Source organism: Streptococcus mitis (genome assembly GCF_965111725.1).
In the GTDB taxonomy this organism is placed as follows: Bacteria; Bacillota; Bacilli; order Lactobacillales; family Streptococcaceae; genus Streptococcus; species Streptococcus mitis_DV.
In genome coordinates, this window is the sequence record NZ_OZ217341.1 from 1849383 (window position 1) to 1868742 (window position 19360).

The 19360-nt window shown below is 40.7% G+C and carries 17 protein-coding genes; 3 read left to right on the forward strand and 14 right to left on the reverse strand.

The features are described from left to right. Positions 1-88: 88 nt before the first annotated feature. From ACLV7Q_RS08950 to ACLV7Q_RS08960, 3 genes are read left to right on the forward strand one after another with little or no spacing between them, the layout of a single operon-like run. Positions 89-1078, forward strand: a complete 990-nt coding sequence (locus tag ACLV7Q_RS08950) for a PTS sugar transporter subunit IIB (protein ID WP_218757833.1) — start codon at positions 89-91, stop codon at positions 1076-1078. 27 nt (positions 1079-1105) lie between these two features. Then, complete coding sequence (locus ACLV7Q_RS08955; RefSeq protein WP_050222833.1) at positions 1106-1909, forward strand: PTS mannose/fructose/sorbose transporter subunit IIC; 804 nt, start codon at positions 1106-1108, stop codon at positions 1907-1909. 23 nt (positions 1910-1932) lie between these two features. Then, entirely contained in the window at positions 1933-2844 is a 912-nt protein-coding gene (locus ACLV7Q_RS08960) for a PTS system mannose/fructose/sorbose family transporter subunit IID (RefSeq protein WP_050222832.1), read from the forward strand. Between the two features lie 55 nt (positions 2845-2899). On the opposite strand, the gene pepC is transcribed toward ACLV7Q_RS08960, so the two are convergent. From pepC to fusA, 14 genes are all read right to left on the reverse strand, one after another. Continuing rightward, on the reverse strand, positions 2900-4234 hold the full coding sequence (gene pepC / locus ACLV7Q_RS08965; RefSeq protein ID WP_218757832.1) for an aminopeptidase C: 1335 nt from the start codon (positions 4232-4234) through the stop codon (positions 2900-2902). Positions 4235-4450: 216 nt separating this feature from the next. Then, positions 4451-5173: a pseudouridine synthase gene (locus tag ACLV7Q_RS08970; RefSeq protein ID WP_218757312.1), complete on the reverse strand. Its 723-nt coding sequence runs from the start codon at positions 5171-5173 to the stop codon at positions 4451-4453. Positions 5174-5251: 78 nt separating this feature from the next. Next, positions 5252-5383, reverse strand: coding sequence for a chlorohydrolase (locus ACLV7Q_RS08975; protein ID WP_218757311.1), 132 nt, complete (start codon positions 5381-5383; stop codon positions 5252-5254). A gap of 20 nt (positions 5384-5403) precedes the next feature. Continuing rightward, a complete protein-coding gene (locus ACLV7Q_RS08980) occupies positions 5404-5634 on the reverse strand; it encodes a GlsB/YeaQ/YmgE family stress response membrane protein (RefSeq protein WP_000901572.1) in 231 nt (76 codons plus the stop codon). A 9-nt stretch (positions 5635-5643) separates the two neighbouring features. Beyond that, entirely contained in the window at positions 5644-6885 is a 1242-nt protein-coding gene (locus ACLV7Q_RS08985) for an aminopeptidase (RefSeq protein ID WP_000243934.1), read from the reverse strand. A 21-nt stretch (positions 6886-6906) separates the two neighbouring features. Then, on the reverse strand, positions 6907-7053 hold the full coding sequence (locus ACLV7Q_RS08990; protein ID WP_000776637.1) for a hypothetical protein: 147 nt from the start codon (positions 7051-7053) through the stop codon (positions 6907-6909). A 21-nt stretch (positions 7054-7074) separates the two neighbouring features. Further along, positions 7075-7353, reverse strand: a complete 279-nt coding sequence (locus ACLV7Q_RS08995; RefSeq protein ID WP_000913059.1) for a type II toxin-antitoxin system YafQ family toxin — start codon at positions 7351-7353, stop codon at positions 7075-7077. After that, positions 7346-7609 carry a type II toxin-antitoxin system RelB/DinJ family antitoxin gene (locus tag ACLV7Q_RS09000; RefSeq protein WP_000047859.1) on the reverse strand — a complete coding sequence of 88 codons (264 nt, stop codon included), beginning with the start codon at positions 7607-7609 and terminating at the stop codon, positions 7346-7348. Before ACLV7Q_RS09000 ends, ACLV7Q_RS08995 begins: the two co-directional genes overlap by 8 nt. 93 nt (positions 7610-7702) lie before the next feature. Further along, the gene (locus tag ACLV7Q_RS09005; protein WP_218757310.1) at positions 7703-9595 is read right to left on the reverse strand and encodes a DUF262 domain-containing protein; all 1893 of its coding nucleotides are present in this window, start codon (positions 9593-9595) and stop codon (positions 7703-7705) included. After that, positions 9589-10935, reverse strand: a complete 1347-nt coding sequence (locus tag ACLV7Q_RS09010) for a DUF262 domain-containing protein (protein WP_218757309.1) — start codon at positions 10933-10935, stop codon at positions 9589-9591. Before ACLV7Q_RS09010 ends, ACLV7Q_RS09005 begins: the two co-directional genes overlap by 7 nt. A 7-nt stretch (positions 10936-10942) precedes the next feature. Next, the gene (locus tag ACLV7Q_RS09015; RefSeq protein ID WP_218757308.1) at positions 10943-11893 is read right to left on the reverse strand and encodes a helix-turn-helix transcriptional regulator; all 951 of its coding nucleotides are present in this window, start codon (positions 11891-11893) and stop codon (positions 10943-10945) included. A gap of 109 nt (positions 11894-12002) precedes the next feature. Beyond that, positions 12003-12524 (reverse strand): DnaA ATPase domain-containing protein, encoded by a 522-nt coding sequence (locus ACLV7Q_RS09020; protein WP_000247996.1) that lies wholly within the window; start codon positions 12522-12524, stop codon positions 12003-12005. An 87-nt stretch (positions 12525-12611) separates the two neighbouring features. Further along, positions 12612-17003, reverse strand: a complete 4392-nt coding sequence (locus tag ACLV7Q_RS09025; protein WP_218757307.1) for a PolC-type DNA polymerase III — start codon at positions 17001-17003, stop codon at positions 12612-12614. A 103-nt stretch (positions 17004-17106) separates the two neighbouring features. Then, positions 17107-19188, reverse strand: a complete 2082-nt coding sequence (fusA, locus tag ACLV7Q_RS09030; RefSeq protein ID WP_000090354.1) for an elongation factor G — start codon at positions 19186-19188, stop codon at positions 17107-17109. Between the last annotated feature and the right edge of the window lie 172 nt (positions 19189-19360).

The window sequence follows — 19360 nt, forward strand, 5'->3', positions numbered from 1 at the left end:
GATTTTTAGATGAAAACGGTTTATACTTAAAAAGTCTTAAAGTTTTCTTAAATGAAAACTGAAACAACAAAAAGGAGGAATGACAATAATGAGTATCGGAATCATTATTGCGAGCCACGGCGAATTTGCTGCGGGTATTCATCAGTCAGGATCTATGATCTTTGGTGAACAAGAAAAGGTTCAAGTTGTAACCTTTATGCCAAATGAAGGTCCTGATGATCTATACGCTAAGTTTAATAACGCTGTTGCTGCATTTGACGCAGAAGATGAGGTTCTAGTTTTGGCTGACCTTTGGAGTGGATCTCCATTTAACCAAGCTAGTCGCGTGATGGGAGAAAATCCTGAACGTAAGTTTGCCATCATCACAGGACTTAATTTACCGATGTTGATTCAAGCCTATACAGAGCGCCTCATGGACGCTGCTGCAGGTGTAGAAAAAGTCGCTGCGAATATTATTAAAGAAGCCAAAGATGGCATCAAAGCTCTTCCAGAAGAGCTAAACCCAGTTGAGGAAGTAGCAAGCGCTGCAGCTGTTCCAGTTGCCCAAGCTGCTATCCCAGAAGGAACTGTCATCGGAGACGGTAAACTCAAAATCAACCTTGCCCGTCTCGACACACGTCTACTTCACGGTCAGGTTGCAACTGCTTGGACTCCAGATTCAAAAGCAAATCGTATCATCGTTGCTTCAGATAACGTAGCTAAAGACGACCTTCGTAAAGAATTGATTAAACAAGCAGCTCCAGGTAATGTCAAGGCTAACGTGGTTCCAATTCAAAAACTGATTGAGGTTTCAAAAGACCCACGTTTTGGAGAAACACATGCCCTTATCTTGTTTGAAACACCTCAAGATGCCCTTCGTGCCATCGAAGGCGGCGTGCCAATCAAAACTCTTAACGTTGGTTCTATGGCTCACTCAACAGGTAAAACATTGGTCAATACTGTTTTGTCTATGGACAAAGAAGACGTTGCTACATTTGAAAAAATGCGTGACCTCGGTGTTGAATTTGACGTACGTAAAGTACCAAACGACACCAAAAAAGATTTGTTTGACTTGATTAACAAAGCCAATGTCAAATAAGCCATTATTTATGAAAGGATTTTAAAGATGTCTATTATTTCTATGGTTTTAGTAGTCGTTGTAGCCTTCCTTGCAGGTCTTGAAGGTGTCCTCGACCAATTCCAATTTCACCAACCACTTGTAGCCTGTACCCTTATTGGGCTTGTAACAGGTCACTTGGAAGCAGGGATTATCCTCGGTGGTTCTCTTCAAATGATTGCCCTTGGTTGGTCAAATATCGGTGCTGCTATCGCTCCTGATGCTGCACTTGCTTCTGTCGCTGCTGCCATTATCATGGTTCTTGGTGGTGACTTTACCAAGACAGGTATCGGTGTTGCCCAAGCGGTTGCTATCCCTCTTGCCGTTGCTGGTCTATTCTTAACTATGATTGTTCGTACAATCTCAGTTGGTTTGGTTCATACTGCAGATGCTGCCGCTAAAAAAGGTGACTTCGGCGCTGTGGAGCGTGCGCATTTTATTGCGCTACTTTTCCAAGGACTTCGTATTGCGCTTCCTGCAGCTCTTCTCCTTATGGTACCAACTGAAACTGTACAAAGTATCCTTAGTGCTATGCCAGACTGGCTCAAAGATGGTATGGCTATCGGTGGTGGTATGGTCGTTGCCGTTGGTTACGCCATGGTTATCAATATGATGGCAACTCGTGAAGTATGGCCATTCTTCGCTCTTGGTTTCGTTCTTGCTGCCGTATCAGACATTACTCTAATCGGATTTGGTGCTATCGGTGTTGCTATCGCTCTTATCTACCTTCACCTTTCTAAAACTGGTGGAAATGGTGGCGGAGGAGCTGCAACTTCTAACGACCCAATCGGCGATATCCTAGAAGACTACTAAGATAAGAAAGGACTGAAAACATCATGACTGAAAAACTTCAATTAACTAAATCAGATCGTAAAAAAGTTTGGTGGCGTTCAACCTTCTTACAAGGGTCTTGGAACTTTGAACGGATGCAAAACTTGGGCTGGGCTTATACACTCATTCCAGCTATCAAAAAACTCTATACTAAAAAAGAAGATCAAATCGCTGCTCTTGAGCGTCACCTTGAGTTCTTCAACACTCATCCATACGTAGCTGCTCCAATCATGGGGGTTACTCTTGCGCTTGAAGAAGAACGTGCTAACGGTGTTGAAATCGACGACGCTGCTATCCAAGGGGTTAAAATCGGTATGATGGGACCTCTTGCTGGTATCGGTGACCCAGTATTCTGGTTTACAGTACGCCCAATCCTTGGATCACTCGGTGCTTCACTTGCCCTTACTGGTAATATCTTGGGCCCACTCCTCTTCTTTGTCGCATGGAACTTGATTCGTATGTCATTCTTGTGGTATGTTCAAGAGGTTGGATACAAGGCTGGATCAGAAATCACTAAAGATATGTCTGGCGGTATCCTTCAAGACATCACTAAAGGAGCTTCTATCCTTGGGATGTTCATTCTTGCTGTCCTTGTTCAACGCTGGGTAAATATTAAATTTGCTTTCGATGTTTCTAAAGTTCAACTAGATGAAAAGGCTTATATCCATTGGGATAAATTACCAGAAGGGTCTAAAGGTATCCAAGAAGCATTCGCACAAGTAGGACAAGGATTGTCTCAAACTCCTGAAAAAGTTACTACTTTCCAACAAAACTTGGATATGTTGATTCCTGGATTATCAGGACTACTCCTTACTTTACTTTGCATGTACTTGCTTAAGAAAAAAGTATCTCCAATCACTATTATCCTTGCCCTCTTCGCAGTGGGTATTGTAGCACATGTGCTTCACATCATGTAATCAAGCAACTTAAAAGGAACCAGGTTCTAAAATCTGATTCCTTTTTTCTATACTTTTATTCGGCCAAGGCTCCCATTGGATCCCATGGTGCAAGTACGATTGGTTCTGCTTCATAGGCAGCTTGTTCTGCTGCTGTCAGCAATTCTTTACGGACAACGATTTGGTAAGTGTATTCGTCCATCCAAGCGTCTGAGGCAACAAAGTAACCATCTGTACCGACCTTGTCTCCCCATGAGTTTTCAACCTTCCACTTGATTGATTTGCCATTTTCATCCAAATCAACACCTGTCAAGACCATAGCGTGGGTCATCAAACTTTCACTGTAGTCCAAACGTCCAGCCTTGTCTTGAGTGAGTTGAATGTCCATGCTTGATTCAAAGTCATAAACATCTGTCGCAAGGATTCCAGCCTTACGGTTGCTGAGCTGGCCGACATCAGAACCAAACCAAACAGTCTCACCTGCTTGCATTTGAGCAATCGCCAATTCTTTCAAACGCTCCATAGGAACGTTGATGTAACGAACTGCACGGCTACCGACAACATTTCCCAACATCTCAACTGTGTAAGATTTTCCGTATGGTTTATCAGCAGTTGGAGCATTGATAACAGAAACGTAATCTTCTAGTGGAAGATTGACATATTTCTTGTAAAATTCTTGTGGAGTAATGCTCTTTTCACTTTGGTAGTTGTTATCCTTATCACGATAAGCAAAGTCAAATTTACGTGGTGGAAGACCTAGTGACATAGCAAGGAAATTAAAGATTTCTTGCAAGAGGTCTTCTTTCTTAGCTTGAACAGTCGCTTGGTCTGCGCCAGAAGCGAGCAAGTCACGCAAGATTTGAGCATCTTGACGAAGCAATTTATTAAGGATCGCATTTAGCTCACGACTGCTGCTAGATGAAACAGACTCAGGATAAACTGACTTAGGCACGACACCGTATTTTTCAAAGAGGGAAACGACCATATCCCATTGACCACCATCTTGTTGAGGTGTTTGAAGTAGGAATTTAACCTTACGGCTCGTCAAGTCTTGGTCTGCAGTCGCAATCACTTGCTCCAAAAACCAGTTGGATTTCTCATACTTGTCCCAGAAGAAAGTGTGGGCTTGTGATAACTCAAAGTTTTCCAATTTATATTGAGAGATGAGCTTGTGGCGGAAGGTGTTGAGAGCTGCAAACATCCAGCAACGACCAGAAGCTTTCTGGTTAGTAACCTTGTCCTTGGTCAAATCCAATGAGAAAACAGGTGTGTTATCTACATGGCTTTGGCGACGTTCTAGGGCTGCAAAAATTCCGTTGTGGCTGGCAGCATTTTCAATCGCTTGGTATTTTACATTTGCTTCATAGTTGGCAAATAGTTTATTAGTAAATGATTCTTGAATCGCGTTCATAGATTCCTCCTTTTATTCTACAGTCTATTATAACTCTTTTCTCAAAGGAAGCAACTAAAAAACATAAAAGGCGAGGATATTCTCCCTCACCTTTTTCAAATTTATACTCTTCGAAAATCTCTTCAAACCACGTCAACGTCGCCTTGCCGTATTCAAGTACAGCCTGCGGCTAGTTTCCTAGTTTGCTCTTTGATTTTCATTGAGTATTAAACTAAATTAAATAATATTAGCGCGGAGAATTTCTAATTCTTCCTTGGTCAAGCGACGCCATTCCCCTCGTTCCAGGTTCTCATCTAATACTAAAGTTCCCATAGTCAATCGTTGCAAGTCCACCACTTCCTTGCCACAGTAGCCCACCATACGCTTGATCTGATGAAACTTCCCTTCTGCAATGGTCACACGGATTTTGCTTTGATTCTTTTCTGTATCTATGGATACAAGCTCCAGTATAGCGGGTTGACAGGTAAAGTCTTTGAGAGGAATACCCTCAGCAAATGTCTCCACATCTTCTTGGGTCATGATTCCCTTGACTTGTGCCAGATAAGTCTTGTCCACATGACGCTTGGGCGAAAGAAGAACATGAGCCAGCTGACCATCATTGGTCAAGAGCAAAAGACCATGCGTGTCAATATCCAAGCGTCCTACTGGGAAAACTTCCTTGCTCCGAGCAATATCATCCAGCAAGTCCAGAACGGTTCTGTGCTTGGGATCCTCAGTCGCTGAAATAACACCTTTGGGCTTGTTCATCATGTAGTAGACAAACTCTTCATACTCCAACACTTGCCCGTCAAAGCGAATCTCATCTCTTTCTTCATCAATCTTCAATTTAGCTGATTTCTCTTTTTTTCCATTTACCGTCACGCGACCAGCCTTGAGAAAGTTTTTGACCTCAGTTCGGCTCCCCACAGCGCAGGCAACTAAAAATTTATCTAATCTCATAGAACTATTATATCATATCAAAAGGAGGCTGGTACAATGACCAACCTCCTTTTCGTTTCATACTCTTCAAAAATCTCTTCAAACCGCGTCAACTTCATCTGCAACCTCAAAACAGTGTTTTGAGCTGACTTCGTCAGTTCTATCTACAACCTCAAAGCAGTGCTTTGAGCAGCCTGCGGCTAGTTTCCTAGTTTGCTCTTTGATTTTCATTGAGTATCAGATTTAAGAAATTAACTTCCTCGTCTCCAGAAAATCGCTAAGACAATCATGGAACCTAGTACTGCCGGAATAATGGCAGTTCCTGCTATTATCGGTCCCCAAGTCCCAAAAAGTAAGTGGCCTATAAAAGCACCAATCCAACCGAGAAACATTTTCCCAAAACATCCCATTCGCTCTCCACGATTGGTTAGAGTACCTGCTAAAAATCCCACTAGGAGACCAACGAACATACTTCCTAACATATTATCTCCTTAATTTGCCCAATCTCCGTTACGGAAGAGTGGTACACGTGTCCCGTCCTCACGGATACCATCGATATCCATTTGGTTAGAACCAATCATAAAGTCTACGTGAACATCTGAACGGTTAAGCCCCGCAGCTTCAAGCTCCTCTTCGCTCATCTCCGCTCCACCAACGACGCTAGTTGCATAGGCTGCACCGATAGCCAAGTGATTTGACGCATTCTCATCGAAAAGGGTGTTAAAGAAGGTAATGCCTGACTGAGAAATTGGGCTTGGATCTGGTACCAAGGCACATTCACCCAAGGCACGCGCACCTGCATTTTCAAAGACAAGGTCTTTCATGACTTGATCGCCCTTCTCAGCAGTAATGTCAACGATTTGTCCATCCTTAAAGGTCACCTTAATGCCTTCAATGATATTTCCGTTGTAGCTAAGCGGTTTTGTAGAAGTGACATAACCATCTGCACGACGGAAGTCAGGCGCTGTGAAGACTTCCTCTGTCGGCATATTTGGCAAGAATCCTTCGCCCTGTGCATTGATAGCACCAGCTGATTCCCAAACGTGGTTCTTCGGCAAACCAAGGGTCAAATCAGTCCCTGGCGCTGTGTAGTGAAGGGCTGAAAATTGTTCTTTATTAAGCATATCTGCCTTGCTCTTGAGGATAGCTGCATGCTCTTCCCAAGCCTTAACAGGATCTTCTTCATAGACACGGCAAGTTTTGAAAATTTGGTCCCAAAGGAGATCGACTGCTTCTTCGTCGCTCGCAGCATTTGGAAAGACTTTCTTAGCCCATTCAAGTCCAGCAGCGGCTGCTACAGTCCAGCTAACCTTGTTGGATTGAGTTGCGATACGCATTGGCTTCATAGCAAGTCCCATAGCTTTAGCAGAAGCTGAAAGCTTGTCAGCGTCCACACCGTTCAAGGCACCTGGATCAGATGAACGGACACCGAGACGGCTAGCTTTGTTCTCCAAAAGATAGTTCATCTCAGCAATCTTGTATTCTGGTACATTATCCAGACGCTCCATCGGTGCGTGGAGGAATTTCTCACGGTTAATGACATCATCTGTCCACTGAACGATAACCTCATGCGCACCCAAAGCGTAAGCTTCTTTGACAATTAAGTGAGCCAACTCACGTTGCTCCACATCGATAGAGAGAGCCAAAGTGTGACCAGGTTGCACGTTGATTCCGTTCGCAACCAATAATTTCGCATATTTTTCTAGATTTTCTTTAAAATTTGGTAAAACCATTCTGTTTTCTCTTTTCTATTTTTATTTAAACAGGGATAGCAGGCTAACCGCTGCTACCGTAGCACAAATCAAAGTTGTTGCTTTCAAAATTTTATCCGAATCCAGTTCCAGCTGATAATCAAAGACTTTTTGGTTCGGTTTATCTTCTGCGAATATTCTAAGTTTCATGAGAACCCCCCTTAAAATTTATTAAAACAAATCACTATGACTGCCTGTCCTCAGCAAATTTAAAATCAATTCTTCCTTGTCTACTTTATAAACCAAAAGCCAATCTGGCTGGATATGGCATTCACGAACTCCTTGAAAATACTTGGATGCCGTCAATTGATGATCACGATATCTAGCAGGAAGTTCTTTTTCTTGAACAAGAAAATTTAAAACTTCTTCTAATAATTCTGCCTTCAAACCACGCTTCATAGCCAACTTAAAATCTTTTTTAAACTGTTTATGATAACGAATCTTAAGCACGCAAGTCCTCCATCAAGTCTGAGACTGATTCAAAAGACTGGCTCATATTACGATTTTGGTCTAAATCCGTTAATACCTCAAGCAACTTCCGATTTTCGTCTAGTCTAACATCGAAAGGTAAACCCTGATATTGAATAGCTTGACGAAGGAAAATATTGATAGCTGTTGTCATATCCATTCCCAGATTATTAAACACCTGTTGGGCCTGCTCCTTAACCTCACTATCCAAACGGATGCTCATACTCGTCTTTGACATACTCTCACCCTCTTTCTATAGACTATTTTAACAAAAAAGAAGGCCAATGTAAATCTATTGGATATACATTAGCCTTCTTCAGATAGATGATTATCATTGTTCTGATGACTTATTTTCTATAAAATGATTTACCCTAGTCAAGATCTCTTTTTCCAATCCTACAATCTGATCTGATTTCCATTTAGTCTTTTCCGTTATGGCAGCCATTATTTGTAATTTTAAACTCTGACGAGGAAAGATACCTTCTTCTTTCCATTGTTTTAATTTGGCCTCTGGATAGGAATTGCCAAACCGGGAGTTCTGACTATCTGTAATGATACAAAGATTGCCAAAGGAATGTAAAAAATCAGCAGGTAATTGGCTCTCTCCATCGTGTCCGTTTGGATTCTGAGGAAACCAATGCTCTATGGAACGGCGATAGGCAAATTTGAAATTATCAAATTTAATATCCTTGTACTCTTTCTCTAATTCGGCACGATTTTTCCATAAAACATAATCTACAAAGTTAAAAGCATAAACAGGAATTGCCCCATATTTTTTGATACTTTTATCTTCAGTAAACAATCTTTCCTCAGCATATCTCACTGCCATTTTCTCAAGAAAATCCTTAAACAGACTAGCAAATTCTGTTTGATTTAACTCTTCAATATGGTTAAACAAGAATTGCAAGATTTCATATAACCAACGACTATCACGATTGGCAGTAAAGGTCACAGCAAACATGGATTGGAGAAGAATGATGTTTTGGTTAATTTCCGAATCTGAAAATGTATTCTTAGTAAAGCGTTCTTCAACTATGTAATGCTCTTTCGCTTTTCCATTAGGTTGATATTCATAATAAGTCCCCTTCTGCAAAAACCATTCATCCTTATTTCTGCTCGAAGAATCCATATTTGAATTTCTAACGATGTAATTATCAAAAATATGTTTTATTTTAAGAAGAAATTCACTGAATTCAATAACCCAAGTCTTATTTTTATTTTTTATATCAAATAGAGCTAGAAGTTTCTTATCGTCTAACTGAACCTCATTGGTATCCTTACCTTCCCAAATTGCCAATACATGGAGTAGGAAGGTTGGAAAATCGATAACTTGGGTATAATCACCAAAATCTTTTTCTACTTCTATATTTTTTTCATTTATCTTTTTTCCTAATATATCTGATAACTTTCTTCTTTCATTTTGATAAAAATCAATATCATCATAAATATTATGAAATGAGTAATTTGTAAAATGCCATCCAAAAATACGTTCACGTTCTTGAAAGTCATCTGCTCTCTTCCGCCGCATCTTAAACTGACTTGCTACCGGCTTATCAAACTCTGCACAGGCATCCCAAATTCTTGCAAACTTTTGCGCCATTTCTTGATCTTCACCAAATTTAGACATCATTTGTGCCTTAAGAATCTCATGAGCCTCTAGTTGTTCTCCTCGAGAATTGAAACGTTCGAAATAAAGATTCAAATCTAAATCTTCAGGAAGTATACTCCGAAAAATGATGACCTTTTCAAAAAGATAATTAACGAAAGACTGAGGATTCAATTGGCGCTCTTCCAACACTTTTTTCAATGCGTCTCTAGCATGTCCGTAACCTCTAGTCAGCTCATTTTCATCGCCCTCTAAAATTTTTTTCTTGGCAAATAAATCTTGAATATTCTTATTTGATTTCTTCCTAGCTGGGAAGGTAAGATTGACAGCTTTCAATCTATCAAAACCAAACTCATGCTTCAAAGCTAAGGCAATCAAATTAAGAGCGGTTGTCCGCTGTTGCCCATCTATGATTTTGAAAATGTTATTCTCTTTATTAACGACTAATGTTCCAATATAGTAATTATCTCTATTTTCTTGAACAGCATCTGCTACGTCGTTCAATAACTGCTCAATTTCATCATAAGTCCAAGCAAAATTTCTCTGATAAAGAGGAATAGCATAGGTATCTTCATTTAACAAACGATTAACTGATAAGCTTATATGTGTTTCTACCATTTATCTTTTTCCTCTTCTATAATCTTGTCCACAGTATAATTTTCAAATAATTCTCTATCTATCTTGATCATGAAATCATTCGGAGTAACAGCATGGGATAAAAGTTGAAATAACTTTTGAGTCTCTTTTTGTCTAAAACTTCCACCAGCAGCGTATTTCCCTACCGTTGCATCATATATGGCTTTAGACTTAACCCGAGGGTAATAAGACCAAATAAACAAGGTCTCTACTATCTCCTTTGATAGCTCATCTTTTCCAAATCTCTCTGCAAAAAGCGAGCAAATATTTAGGAATATATTGTGGCACTTGAGGTAGCGTCCCTTTGAGCTATTGTAAATATTCAACATACCTTTTGGGTAAGCTACATTTTTTTCTCCCTCTGACTCATTAGAAAGTCCTAACTCATCATTTAAAAAATCTTTATGTTCTTTAATAGTTTCATGAGCAGATTCAATATACTCAAAAAATTTACTTCCATCAATGATTGGCATAGTAATGGACATGGGGAGATTTTCAATATGACGATACAATTCTAAGTATGGAAAGTTCTGATTCAAATCAACACCTTTAAAATCGTCAATAAAATCCTCTGTAAAACGGAGATAAGATCCGTAACGCTTGTTTGTCAAGCCTGTCTCTCCTCGGGACCAACGTCTCATACGAAAAAGATGTTTATCAAACAACTCTTTGAGACTTAAATCTTTATCCTCTACAAATTGCTCCCACTTTTCAACAATCTTTTCATCTTCTGAATCTTCCTTGCGAAGATGATAGGCTTTGAGCAAATCATGAGGTTCTAAAGATTTACCACGATTATTCTGAGAATCAAATAACTGAAAGGCTTCCGATAATCGTTCCTGTGGCATAGTAATCACGGAGACAGAACAATTTTCCAATAAAAAATTGCAAATATCTTTTGCCTGATTTTCGCCAACCAATTGAGTCAAATTTTCCCACTCATTATAATTTTCACTCGCATGATAGCAAGATAGCTCTCCAAATACAGCAGCACTCAGCAGTTGCTTAGCACCCTTATAATTCTCTAATCTATCTAATAAATGAAGAAACAAGGAAATAGAAATTAGCCGTTGCTGTCCATCGACAATATCTAAGTATCTATCATTTTCATGATCTAAGTATCCATCATTCTCATGTAAGATTTCATGTAAGATAACGGAACCAATCTGATATTCCTTTTTGTCCATAGCATCTCGTAAATCATAAAAAAGATTACGGATATGTTTTCTGTTCCATTTATATGGTCTTTGATAAGAAGGAATCCGCAACTTCCCTTCTTTCAATAGTTCTCCAACCTTTTTAGAAGTAAATTGAATACTCATTTTATCCTCATCTATATTTATCTATCATTTCTTGAACTGTTCGCTTCATATCCTCTACTAAAATCCGAGGAGACAAAACAGTAACTGCTTCCCCTTGCCCCAGTAACCAGCGTTTAAGCCCCGGTGTGTGCTGACTTTCAAATTTAAAATGAGTCCAATCGCCATTTTTCCCAACTATTTTTGCATTTGGAAATTGATCCATCACAATCGTCGGATCGTACAAGTACTCGATTTCAATACTGATTTTCTTCCCGATAAAAGCATCTACTCTCTCGTTACGAATATCACCATCTCTAAATTTATCTCGATAAGAAATAGAGGGTTTCTCTATACCACTAAGGGACCATGACTGGATACGGTCTACTCTTAAAGTAATATAAGTAGCATGTTTCAACTGGTAAACAACCAGATAGAAATAATGACTATCATAGTAAAGAGAGACTGGCAAAACAGTCTGCCTCTTAGAAGACTCAGAATAAGGTTTTTGATAGATAATATCTAGAACCTGTTCATGCAAAATAGCTTCTGATAAATTCCATATTTTCTCGATTCTATTTTGTTGATCCGTTAAGGGAGTATAGTTCAGCTTTTCACTGCCAATGATTTGCTCAATTTCTTTCTGATCATCACGGGGAACTAAGACCAGTAAATTATTTAGTAAGCTATCAATTTCTGGCCTATTCAGTGCTCGATTTTCCAATAAAATCTTTGAAATAACAAGTATATCCTTTTTATTAAAAACTGACTTACTTGATAGGCTATACTTATTCATTTTACGGTTATAAAGCAAATCTCCACTATAACTGGTGTTATTAGATAAAATATCACGGAGTAGCGAAAAATCTCTCTGTATCGTCTTTTCACTAACCTCAAATTCCTGAGCCAGTTGCTTTTTTCCTAGTGAAGTACCTAACTGTAAACGTAAAAAAATTGTTAATAGTCTCTCTTGATCATTCATCTGCAATTTCCTTCTACATATTATTCAAACAATATTATTTCTAGTACATTATTATCACTTCTATAGTCTAACTAGCACTTTATATTCAAAACGATTAAAGCAAAATAAACTAGCCCTTAGGTGATTTCAACTGTACCAATATGCCAGATTCGAAGAACTCAACTACGGATTCATCCATATTTTTTAAGTCTTCGGGTAAGCAGTCTGAATATACAATGAAGAGTCTGCCTCTTTTCTTATTCTCTTTGAATTGCTGCATCCAGTATTCCTGTACCCTTTGATCAGCCTCTCCCAAAAGTTGAACTCCCTCCAGAAAAATCAAGTCATACTCTGTATGCTCCATTTGCAGTTTTATCCATTGACTATGTTTAGAAAAAATCAAATTATCTCTCACTCGATAATATCCAAGTGATGCTATTGGAGTAGCAGGTTTTATTTTAGTTAACGTATAAAACAAATGCCATCTGTCAGTCTCTGAAATACCGCAAATGTAAATACATTGAGAATCTTCTTTTAAGTCTATTTGTGGGAATCCAGTCCAATCACTCCCATCATCTTTCAAGCCTTTTTCAAAATTGTAAATTTGCTCTTCAATTGACACGTTAGAATTTAAAATTCCTTGATTCACCATATTATACTCTCTTTTCTATTATTTTTAAGAGAATTATAACAAATCAAGTGGACATATTTTGTCCACTTGATCAAAATAAGCAATTTTTTAAAACAACTCATCAAATAAACTCAACTGGTTATCCTCTGGCATATTTCCAAGAATACCCATTTCATCCATCTTTTCAACCAAGGTTGATGAGAGCCCGCCACGTTTGCGTAGTTCTGTTTTAGAAAGGAATTCTCCCTCTTCACGCGCTCGCACCAACTGCTTAGCAACGTTCTCTCCCAGACCATCCATTGCTACAAATGGTGGGATGAGGGTATCCCCATCGATAAGGAACTCTGTCGCCTGACTACGGTAGAGATCGAGTTTTCCAAACTTGAAACCTCGTTCCCACATCTCATTGACAATCTCAAGAGTTGTATAAAGATCGATTTCCACATTAGAGGCTTCATTGTTCTTCCGTTTTTCAGAGATTTCTTCCATTCTGCGCTTAATGGCATCCAAGCCCGCACCCATGGTCTTGATATCAAAAGCCTTGGCACGAATGGAGAAGTAAGCACAGTAGTAATAAATAGGATGGTGAACCTTGAAGTAAGCTACACGCAAGGCCATCATAACGTAGGCTGCCGCATGGGCTTTAGGGAACATGTACTTAATTTTCCCACAGGACTCGATATACCACTCTGGTACCTTATTGGCCTTCATAGCTTCGATATAGCCATTTCTCTCCTCTTCGGAAATCTTGAGCCACAAGCCTTTACGCACCCGTTCCATGATAGTAAAGGCCATCTTAGGTTCGAGACCCGCGTGCATGAGATAAACCATGATGTCGTCCCGACAACCGATAACAGTTGATAGGTCCGCAATTCCTTGTTTAATCAAATCTTGGGCATTCCCCAGCCAAACGTCGGTACCGTGGGACAACCCTGACAACTGCAACAATTCTGCAAAAGTCGTCGGATGGGTTTCATCGACCATTCCACGGACAAAGTTGGTCCCAAACTCAGGAATCCCCAGCATGCCTGTCGGAGTTCCGATTTGCTCAGGTGTCACCCCTAGCACATCAGTCCCAGAAAAAAGGGCCATAACGCCTTCGTCATCCATAGGAATTTCATTAGGGTCAATCCCAGACAAGTCCTGTAATTTCCGAATCATGGTCGGATCATCATGTCCCAGTACATCTAGTTTGAGGACGTTCTCATCGATATCGTGGAAGTTAAAGTGAGTGGTCTGCCATTCAGCCGTCACATCATCCGCTGGATACTGGACAGGCGTAAAATCATAGACATCCATGTAGTTAGGAATAACAACGATTCCCCCCGGGTGTTGACCTGTTGTTCGCTTGACACCAGCCGCACCTTGAGCGAGGCGTTCCACCTCCGCATCTCGATAAAACTTGCCATAGTCTCGCTCATAGCCCTTGACAAAGCCATAGGCGGTCTTAGCAGCCACCGTACCAACCGTTCCTGCACGGAAGGCATATTCCTCACCAAAAATATCACGCACATCCAAGTGGGCACTAGGCTGGTCTTCTCCTGAGAAGTTCAAGTCGATATCGGGAACCTTGTCTCCATCAAAACCAAGGAAAGTCTCGAAAGGAATATCCTGTCCGTTTTTGCTGAGTTTGTGACCACATTTTGGACAGTCCTTATTGGGCATATCAAAACCTGAACCGTAAGAACCATCAGTTATAAACTCACTGTACTGACACTGACCACAGACATAGTGAGGAGAAAGAGGATTGACTTCTGTAATCCCAATCATGGTTGCAACGAAACTAGATCCTACAGAACCACGAGAACCAACCAAGTATCCCCGTTCATTAGAACGTTGCACCAGCATCTGCGATGCCAGATAAATCACGGCAAATCCATTCCCCAGAATAGAAGTTAATTCTTTTTCAATCCGCAAATCAACAATATCTGGCAACGGATTTCCATAAATCTCAAAAGCTCTCTTATAGGTTAATTCGGCAACTGTTTCTTCAGCCTTATCAATGAAAGGTGTGTACAAATCACCCTTAACAACCTCAACGGTTTCAAAGATTTCTGCCAAGGCATTGGTGTTTTCAATAACCAATTTCCGAGCCAGTTCCTCTCCCAAGAAGGCAAATTCATCCAACATCTCATTAGTCGTTCTAAAATGAGCCTTTGGCAAAGGAGCTGGTTGGGCATGTTCCCCATGACCGATGGTCCGGTTAATCATAGCCCCCTGTCCCAAACTACGGACGATAATTTCACGATAAATCTCTTCTTCGGGTTCTATATAGTGGACATTTCCCGTAGCCAGAACGGGCTTGCCAAGGCGGTCCCCAACCTCAATCAAACTCTTGATAATAGTCTGGAGTTCCTCCATATCCTTGACCTGCTCCTTAGCAATAAGTGGCGCATAGATAGCTGGAGGCATGACCTCGATAAAGTCATAATACTTAGCCACCTCGACCGCCGCATCCACACCTTGGGATACAACTGCATCAAAAACCTCACCTTCAGAGCAAGCTGAACCTAAAATCAAACCTTCCCGATGGGCATCTAAAACCGTTCTCGGAATCCGTGGCACTCCTTCAAAGTACTTGGTATTAGACAACGAAACCAGCTTAAAAATATTTTTTAGGCCGACCTGATTCTTGACATAAATGGTCGCATGTTTAATCCGAGCTTTTTTATAAGAATCTGGACTAATCAAATCAATGTTGAGTCTAGCTAAATCAGTCACACCATGTTTTTCTGCCACCTCTTTGATAAAGATGAAAAGCAGGCGACCAGTAGCTTCCGCATCGTAGTTGGCCATATGATGATGTTCCAAAGCCACACCAAAACGCTTGGTCAAAGATCCCAAACCATGACGTTTATACTCAGGATAGAGATTTCTTGCGAATTCGAGCGTATCGATAACTGGTTGACTAATTTTTGGCAGACCATGACGCTCATAATTGGCATTCATAAAGCCAACGTCAAAGGTTGCATTGTGGGCAACTAAGACTGTATCCTTACAAAATTCTTGAAATTCTTGCAGAACTTGTTCCAGTGGTTTGGCATTTTTGACATGATCATCTGTAATACCAGTCAACTCCGTGGTAAAGGCCGACAAGGGATGACCAGGATTGATAAATTCATCAAATTCAGCAATGACATTCCCCTTGTACATCTTAGAAGCCGCAACCTGAATCAAGTCATTATAGATAGCTGAAAGCCCCGTCGTTTCTACGTCAAAGACCACGTAGGTCGCTTCCGACAAGTCCATCTCCACTTCATTATAGACGATAGGGACACGGTCCTCCACGATATTGGCTTCCATTCCATAAATCAGCTGAATTCCCGCTTTCTTAGCCGCCTTATAGCCATGTGGGAAGGACTGGACATTTCCATGGTCCGTAATGGCAACCGCCTTATGTCCCCACTTAGCAGCTGTCGCAACAATCTCTTCGACCTCTGGCAAAGCATCCATAGTCGACATGTTAGTATGAGCATGAAACTCAACTCGACGCTCACCTTCTGGCATCAAATCCTTCCGCTCATAGTGAACAACTTCCTGCACATCCTGCACATTCATAGTCAAATCGCGTGTGAAGTTATTCATCTCCACATTCCCACGGACCCGGAGCCAAGAATTTTTCTTAATTAGATCAAACTTCTGAGCTTCTTCCTCGTTCTTAACCCACTTTTGCATCGAAAAACTTGAAGTGTAGTCTGTCATTTTAAAGTTGATCAAAACACGACCTGTTCTAGTCACTTTTTGCTCCACATCAAAAACAACCCCTTCAAAGACCAGACGATTTTCCTCCGTCGTCACTTCGATCATAGGAGTAATCTCCGCCTTATCCAGCTTGGGTTTAGCTGCAGCCTTTTTGGTTTGAAAATCAAAGGCTGGTTTCTCTTCCGCTGGAGGAGGTGCCATCTGTTCTAGTTGTTCCATAGCACGGAGTGCTTCTTCATTGGCCGCTTGAACAATCTGCTCATTTTCAGCATGAAAGGCTTCCTCTTGCTCTTGGGTCAGGACATCACTCTTCTCAACTTGACAGTTAAAAGTTGGAAAACCAAATTTTTCAAATTGTTTAGCCAAATTAGGAAGGTGATTTTTCTTAAAATGTTCCTTATCAATCGCCTCTGAGCCTTCAATAAAGAGTTGATCGCCCTCAGCACGAACTTGCAAATTTTGATAGAGGGACTTAAAACCTTGACTAGCACATGGCCCGTCAGAAAAAGCCTCTCTATAATAGGCCTGCAAGAGTTGATTTGAAAATTCTTGAGACCGAGCCTTGATTTCGAAAACAGCTTTATTGCCTGTCTTAGAAAATTCTTCCCTCAAACCTTTCTTTAATTCTAAAAAGATTTCAATAGGTAAAATATTAGAAAATACGAAATGAAACTCCCATACCTTACTAATTTTATGAACCACAACTCGCTCAATATCAGCCTGTAATAAAGCAGGATCCTGTCTCATTTCAGCAGACATCCCCAGTTGATTCATCAAAATTTCAAAACTGTTTGACATTCATTTTCCTCACATTATTCTCCTACTATTTTACCATATTTAGAAGTATTTTCTAAAGACAAAAGGAAGCCACTAAGTGACTTCCTTCTAGAGCGAGGACTGATTAGTCTTCACCTTTGTTTTTCTTAATGATTTCTTCTTGTACTGACTTAGGTACATCTTCGTAGTGGTCAAATACCATCATGAATGTACCACGTCCTTGAGATGCAGAACGAAGAACTGTTGCGTAACCGAACATTTCAGCAAGTGGAACGTAAGCACGAACGATTTGGCTGTTACCGTGTGCTTCCATACCATCTACACGTCCACGACGAGCAGTTACGTGCCCCATAACATCACCAAGGTTTTCTTCTGGAACAGTGATTGTTACAAGCATCATTGGCTCAAGGATAGCTGGTTGTGCTGATTTAGCAGCTTCTTTAAGAGCAAGTGAAGCCGCGATCTTGAAGGCAGTTTCAGATGAGTCGACATCGTGGTATGAACCATCGTAAAGCTTAGCTTTAACGTCAACCATTGGGTAACCTGCAAGAACACCGTTAGCCATAGATTCTACCAAACCTTTTTCAACCGCTGGGATAAATTCACGAGGAACCACACCACCGACGATTGCGTTTTCGAATTCGAATCCTTTACCTTCTTCGTTTGGAGTAAATTCAATCCATACATCACCGAATTGACCTTTACCACCAGACTGACGTTTGAAGAATCCACGTGCTTGAGTAGAAGCGCGGAATGTTTCACGGTAAGATACTTGAGGAGCACCTACGTTCGCTTCAACTTTGAACTCACGACGCATACGGTCAACAAGGACGTCAAGGTGAAGCTCACCCATACCTGAGATAACTGTTTCACCAGTTTCAACGTTTGTTTCAACGCGGAATGTTGGATCTTCTTCAGCCAATTTTTGAAGGGCGATACCCATCTTGTCTTGGTCAGCTTTAGATTTTGGCTCAACCATCAATTGGATAACTGGTTCTGGAACATTGATTGACTCAAGAATGATTTTAGCTTTTTCATCTGTCAATGAGTCACCAGTTGTAGTATCTTTCAAACCAACGGCAGCAGCGATATCACCTGAGTAAACAGTGTCGATTTCTTGACGGCTGTTAGCGTGCATTTGAAGGATACGTCCGATACGTTCACGTTTACCTTTAGAAGTGTTCAATACGTATGAACCTGATTGAAGAACACCTGAGTAAACACGGAAGAATGTCAAACGACCTACGAATGGGTCAGTCATGATCTTGAAGGCAAGAGCTGCAAATGGCTCTTCGTCAGATGCTGGACGAGTTTCTTCAGCATCTGTGTCTGGGTTAATACCTTTGATTGCTGGGATATCAAGTGGGCTTGGAAGGTAGTCAATAACCGCATCAAGCATCAATTGAACACCTTTATTCTTGAAGGCTGAACCACACAATACTGGGAAGAATTCAACGTTGATAGTCGCTTTACGGATACCAGCTTTCAATTCTTCGTTAGTGATTTCTTCACCTTCGAGGTATTTCATCATCAATTCTTCATCAGTTTCAGCAACTGCTTCAACCAATTTTTCACGGTATTCTTGAGCTTGGTCAAGGTATTCAGCTGGAATATCTTCTTCAAGGATATCTGTACCAAGATCGTTCGTATAGATTTCAGCTTTCATCTTGATCAAGTCGATGATCCCACGGAAGTCATCTTCAGAACCGATTGGCAATTGGATTGGGTGTGCATTTGCTTGAAGACGATCGTGAAGTGTGCTTACAGAGTAAAGGAAGTCAGCACCGATTTTGTCCATTTTGTTGGCAAATACGATACGTGGAACTCCGTACTCAGTTGCTTGACGCCATACTGTTTCAGTTTGAGGCTCAACACCTGATTGTGAGTCAAGAACGGTAACCGCACCATCCAATACACGAAGAGAACGTTGTACTTCGATTGTGAAGTCCACGTGTCCTGGTGTGTCGATGATGTTTACGCGGTGGTTGTTCCATTGAGCTGTTGTCGCAGCAGATGTGATCGTGATACCACGCTCTTGCTCTTGCTCCATCCAGTCCATTTGTGACGCACCTTCGTGAGTTTCACCGATTTTGTGGATTTTACCAGTGTAGTAAAGGATACGCTCAGTTGTAGTTGTTTTACCAGCATCGACGTGAGCCATGATACCGATATTACGAGTTTTTTCAAGTGAAAATTCGCGTGCCATGAGGTTTGTTTCTCCTATTTATTTTTGATTTCTATTCTATTATAACATGATTTTAATAAAAACGGATAGGCAGGACCTACCCGTTCTCAATGTTTTCATGCTATTGTTGGTTTCAACTTGTAGATTTACAAGTTGAATTGAACTCGGGCTAAAGTTAATTAGCCGATTTGAG

What these genes read in the sequence shown, in the direction of transcription:
- ACLV7Q_RS08950 (WP_218757833.1), top strand. Translation starts at nt 89, where the DNA reads ATGAGTATCGGAATCATTATTGCGAGCCACGGCGAATTTGCTGCGGGT.
- ACLV7Q_RS08955 (WP_050222833.1), top strand. Translation starts at nt 1,106, where the DNA reads ATGTCTATTATTTCTATGGTTTTAGTAGTCGTTGTAGCCTTCCTTGCA.
- ACLV7Q_RS08960 (WP_050222832.1), top strand. Translation starts at nt 1,933, where the DNA reads ATGACTGAAAAACTTCAATTAACTAAATCAGATCGTAAAAAAGTTTGG.
- pepC (WP_218757832.1), bottom strand. Translation starts at nt 4,234, where the DNA reads ATGAACGCGATTCAAGAATCATTTACTAATAAACTATTTGCCAACTAT.
- ACLV7Q_RS08970 (WP_218757312.1), bottom strand. Translation starts at nt 5,173, where the DNA reads ATGAGATTAGATAAATTTTTAGTTGCCTGCGCTGTGGGGAGCCGAACT.
- ACLV7Q_RS08975 (WP_218757311.1), bottom strand. Translation starts at nt 5,383, where the DNA reads ATGAAAATCAAAGAGCAAACTAGGAAACTAGCCGCAGGCTGCTCAAAG.
- ACLV7Q_RS08980 (WP_000901572.1), bottom strand. Translation starts at nt 5,634, where the DNA reads ATGTTAGGAAGTATGTTCGTTGGTCTCCTAGTGGGATTTTTAGCAGGT.
- ACLV7Q_RS08985 (WP_000243934.1), bottom strand. Translation starts at nt 6,885, where the DNA reads ATGGTTTTACCAAATTTTAAAGAAAATCTAGAAAAATATGCGAAATTA.
- ACLV7Q_RS08990 (WP_000776637.1), bottom strand. Translation starts at nt 7,053, where the DNA reads ATGAAACTTAGAATATTCGCAGAAGATAAACCGAACCAAAAAGTCTTT.
- ACLV7Q_RS09000 (WP_000047859.1), bottom strand. Translation starts at nt 7,609, where the DNA reads ATGTCAAAGACGAGTATGAGCATCCGTTTGGATAGTGAGGTTAAGGAG.
- ACLV7Q_RS09005 (WP_218757310.1), bottom strand. Translation starts at nt 9,595, where the DNA reads ATGGTAGAAACACATATAAGCTTATCAGTTAATCGTTTGTTAAATGAA.
- ACLV7Q_RS09010 (WP_218757309.1), bottom strand. Translation starts at nt 10,935, where the DNA reads ATGAGTATTCAATTTACTTCTAAAAAGGTTGGAGAACTATTGAAAGAA.
- ACLV7Q_RS09015 (WP_218757308.1), bottom strand. Translation starts at nt 11,893, where the DNA reads ATGAATGATCAAGAGAGACTATTAACAATTTTTTTACGTTTACAGTTA.
- ACLV7Q_RS09020 (WP_000247996.1), bottom strand. Translation starts at nt 12,524, where the DNA reads ATGGTGAATCAAGGAATTTTAAATTCTAACGTGTCAATTGAAGAGCAA.
- ACLV7Q_RS09025 (WP_218757307.1), bottom strand. Translation starts at nt 17,003, where the DNA reads ATGTCAAACAGTTTTGAAATTTTGATGAATCAACTGGGGATGTCTGCT.
- fusA (WP_000090354.1), bottom strand. Translation starts at nt 19,188, where the DNA reads ATGGCACGCGAATTTTCACTTGAAAAAACTCGTAATATCGGTATCATG.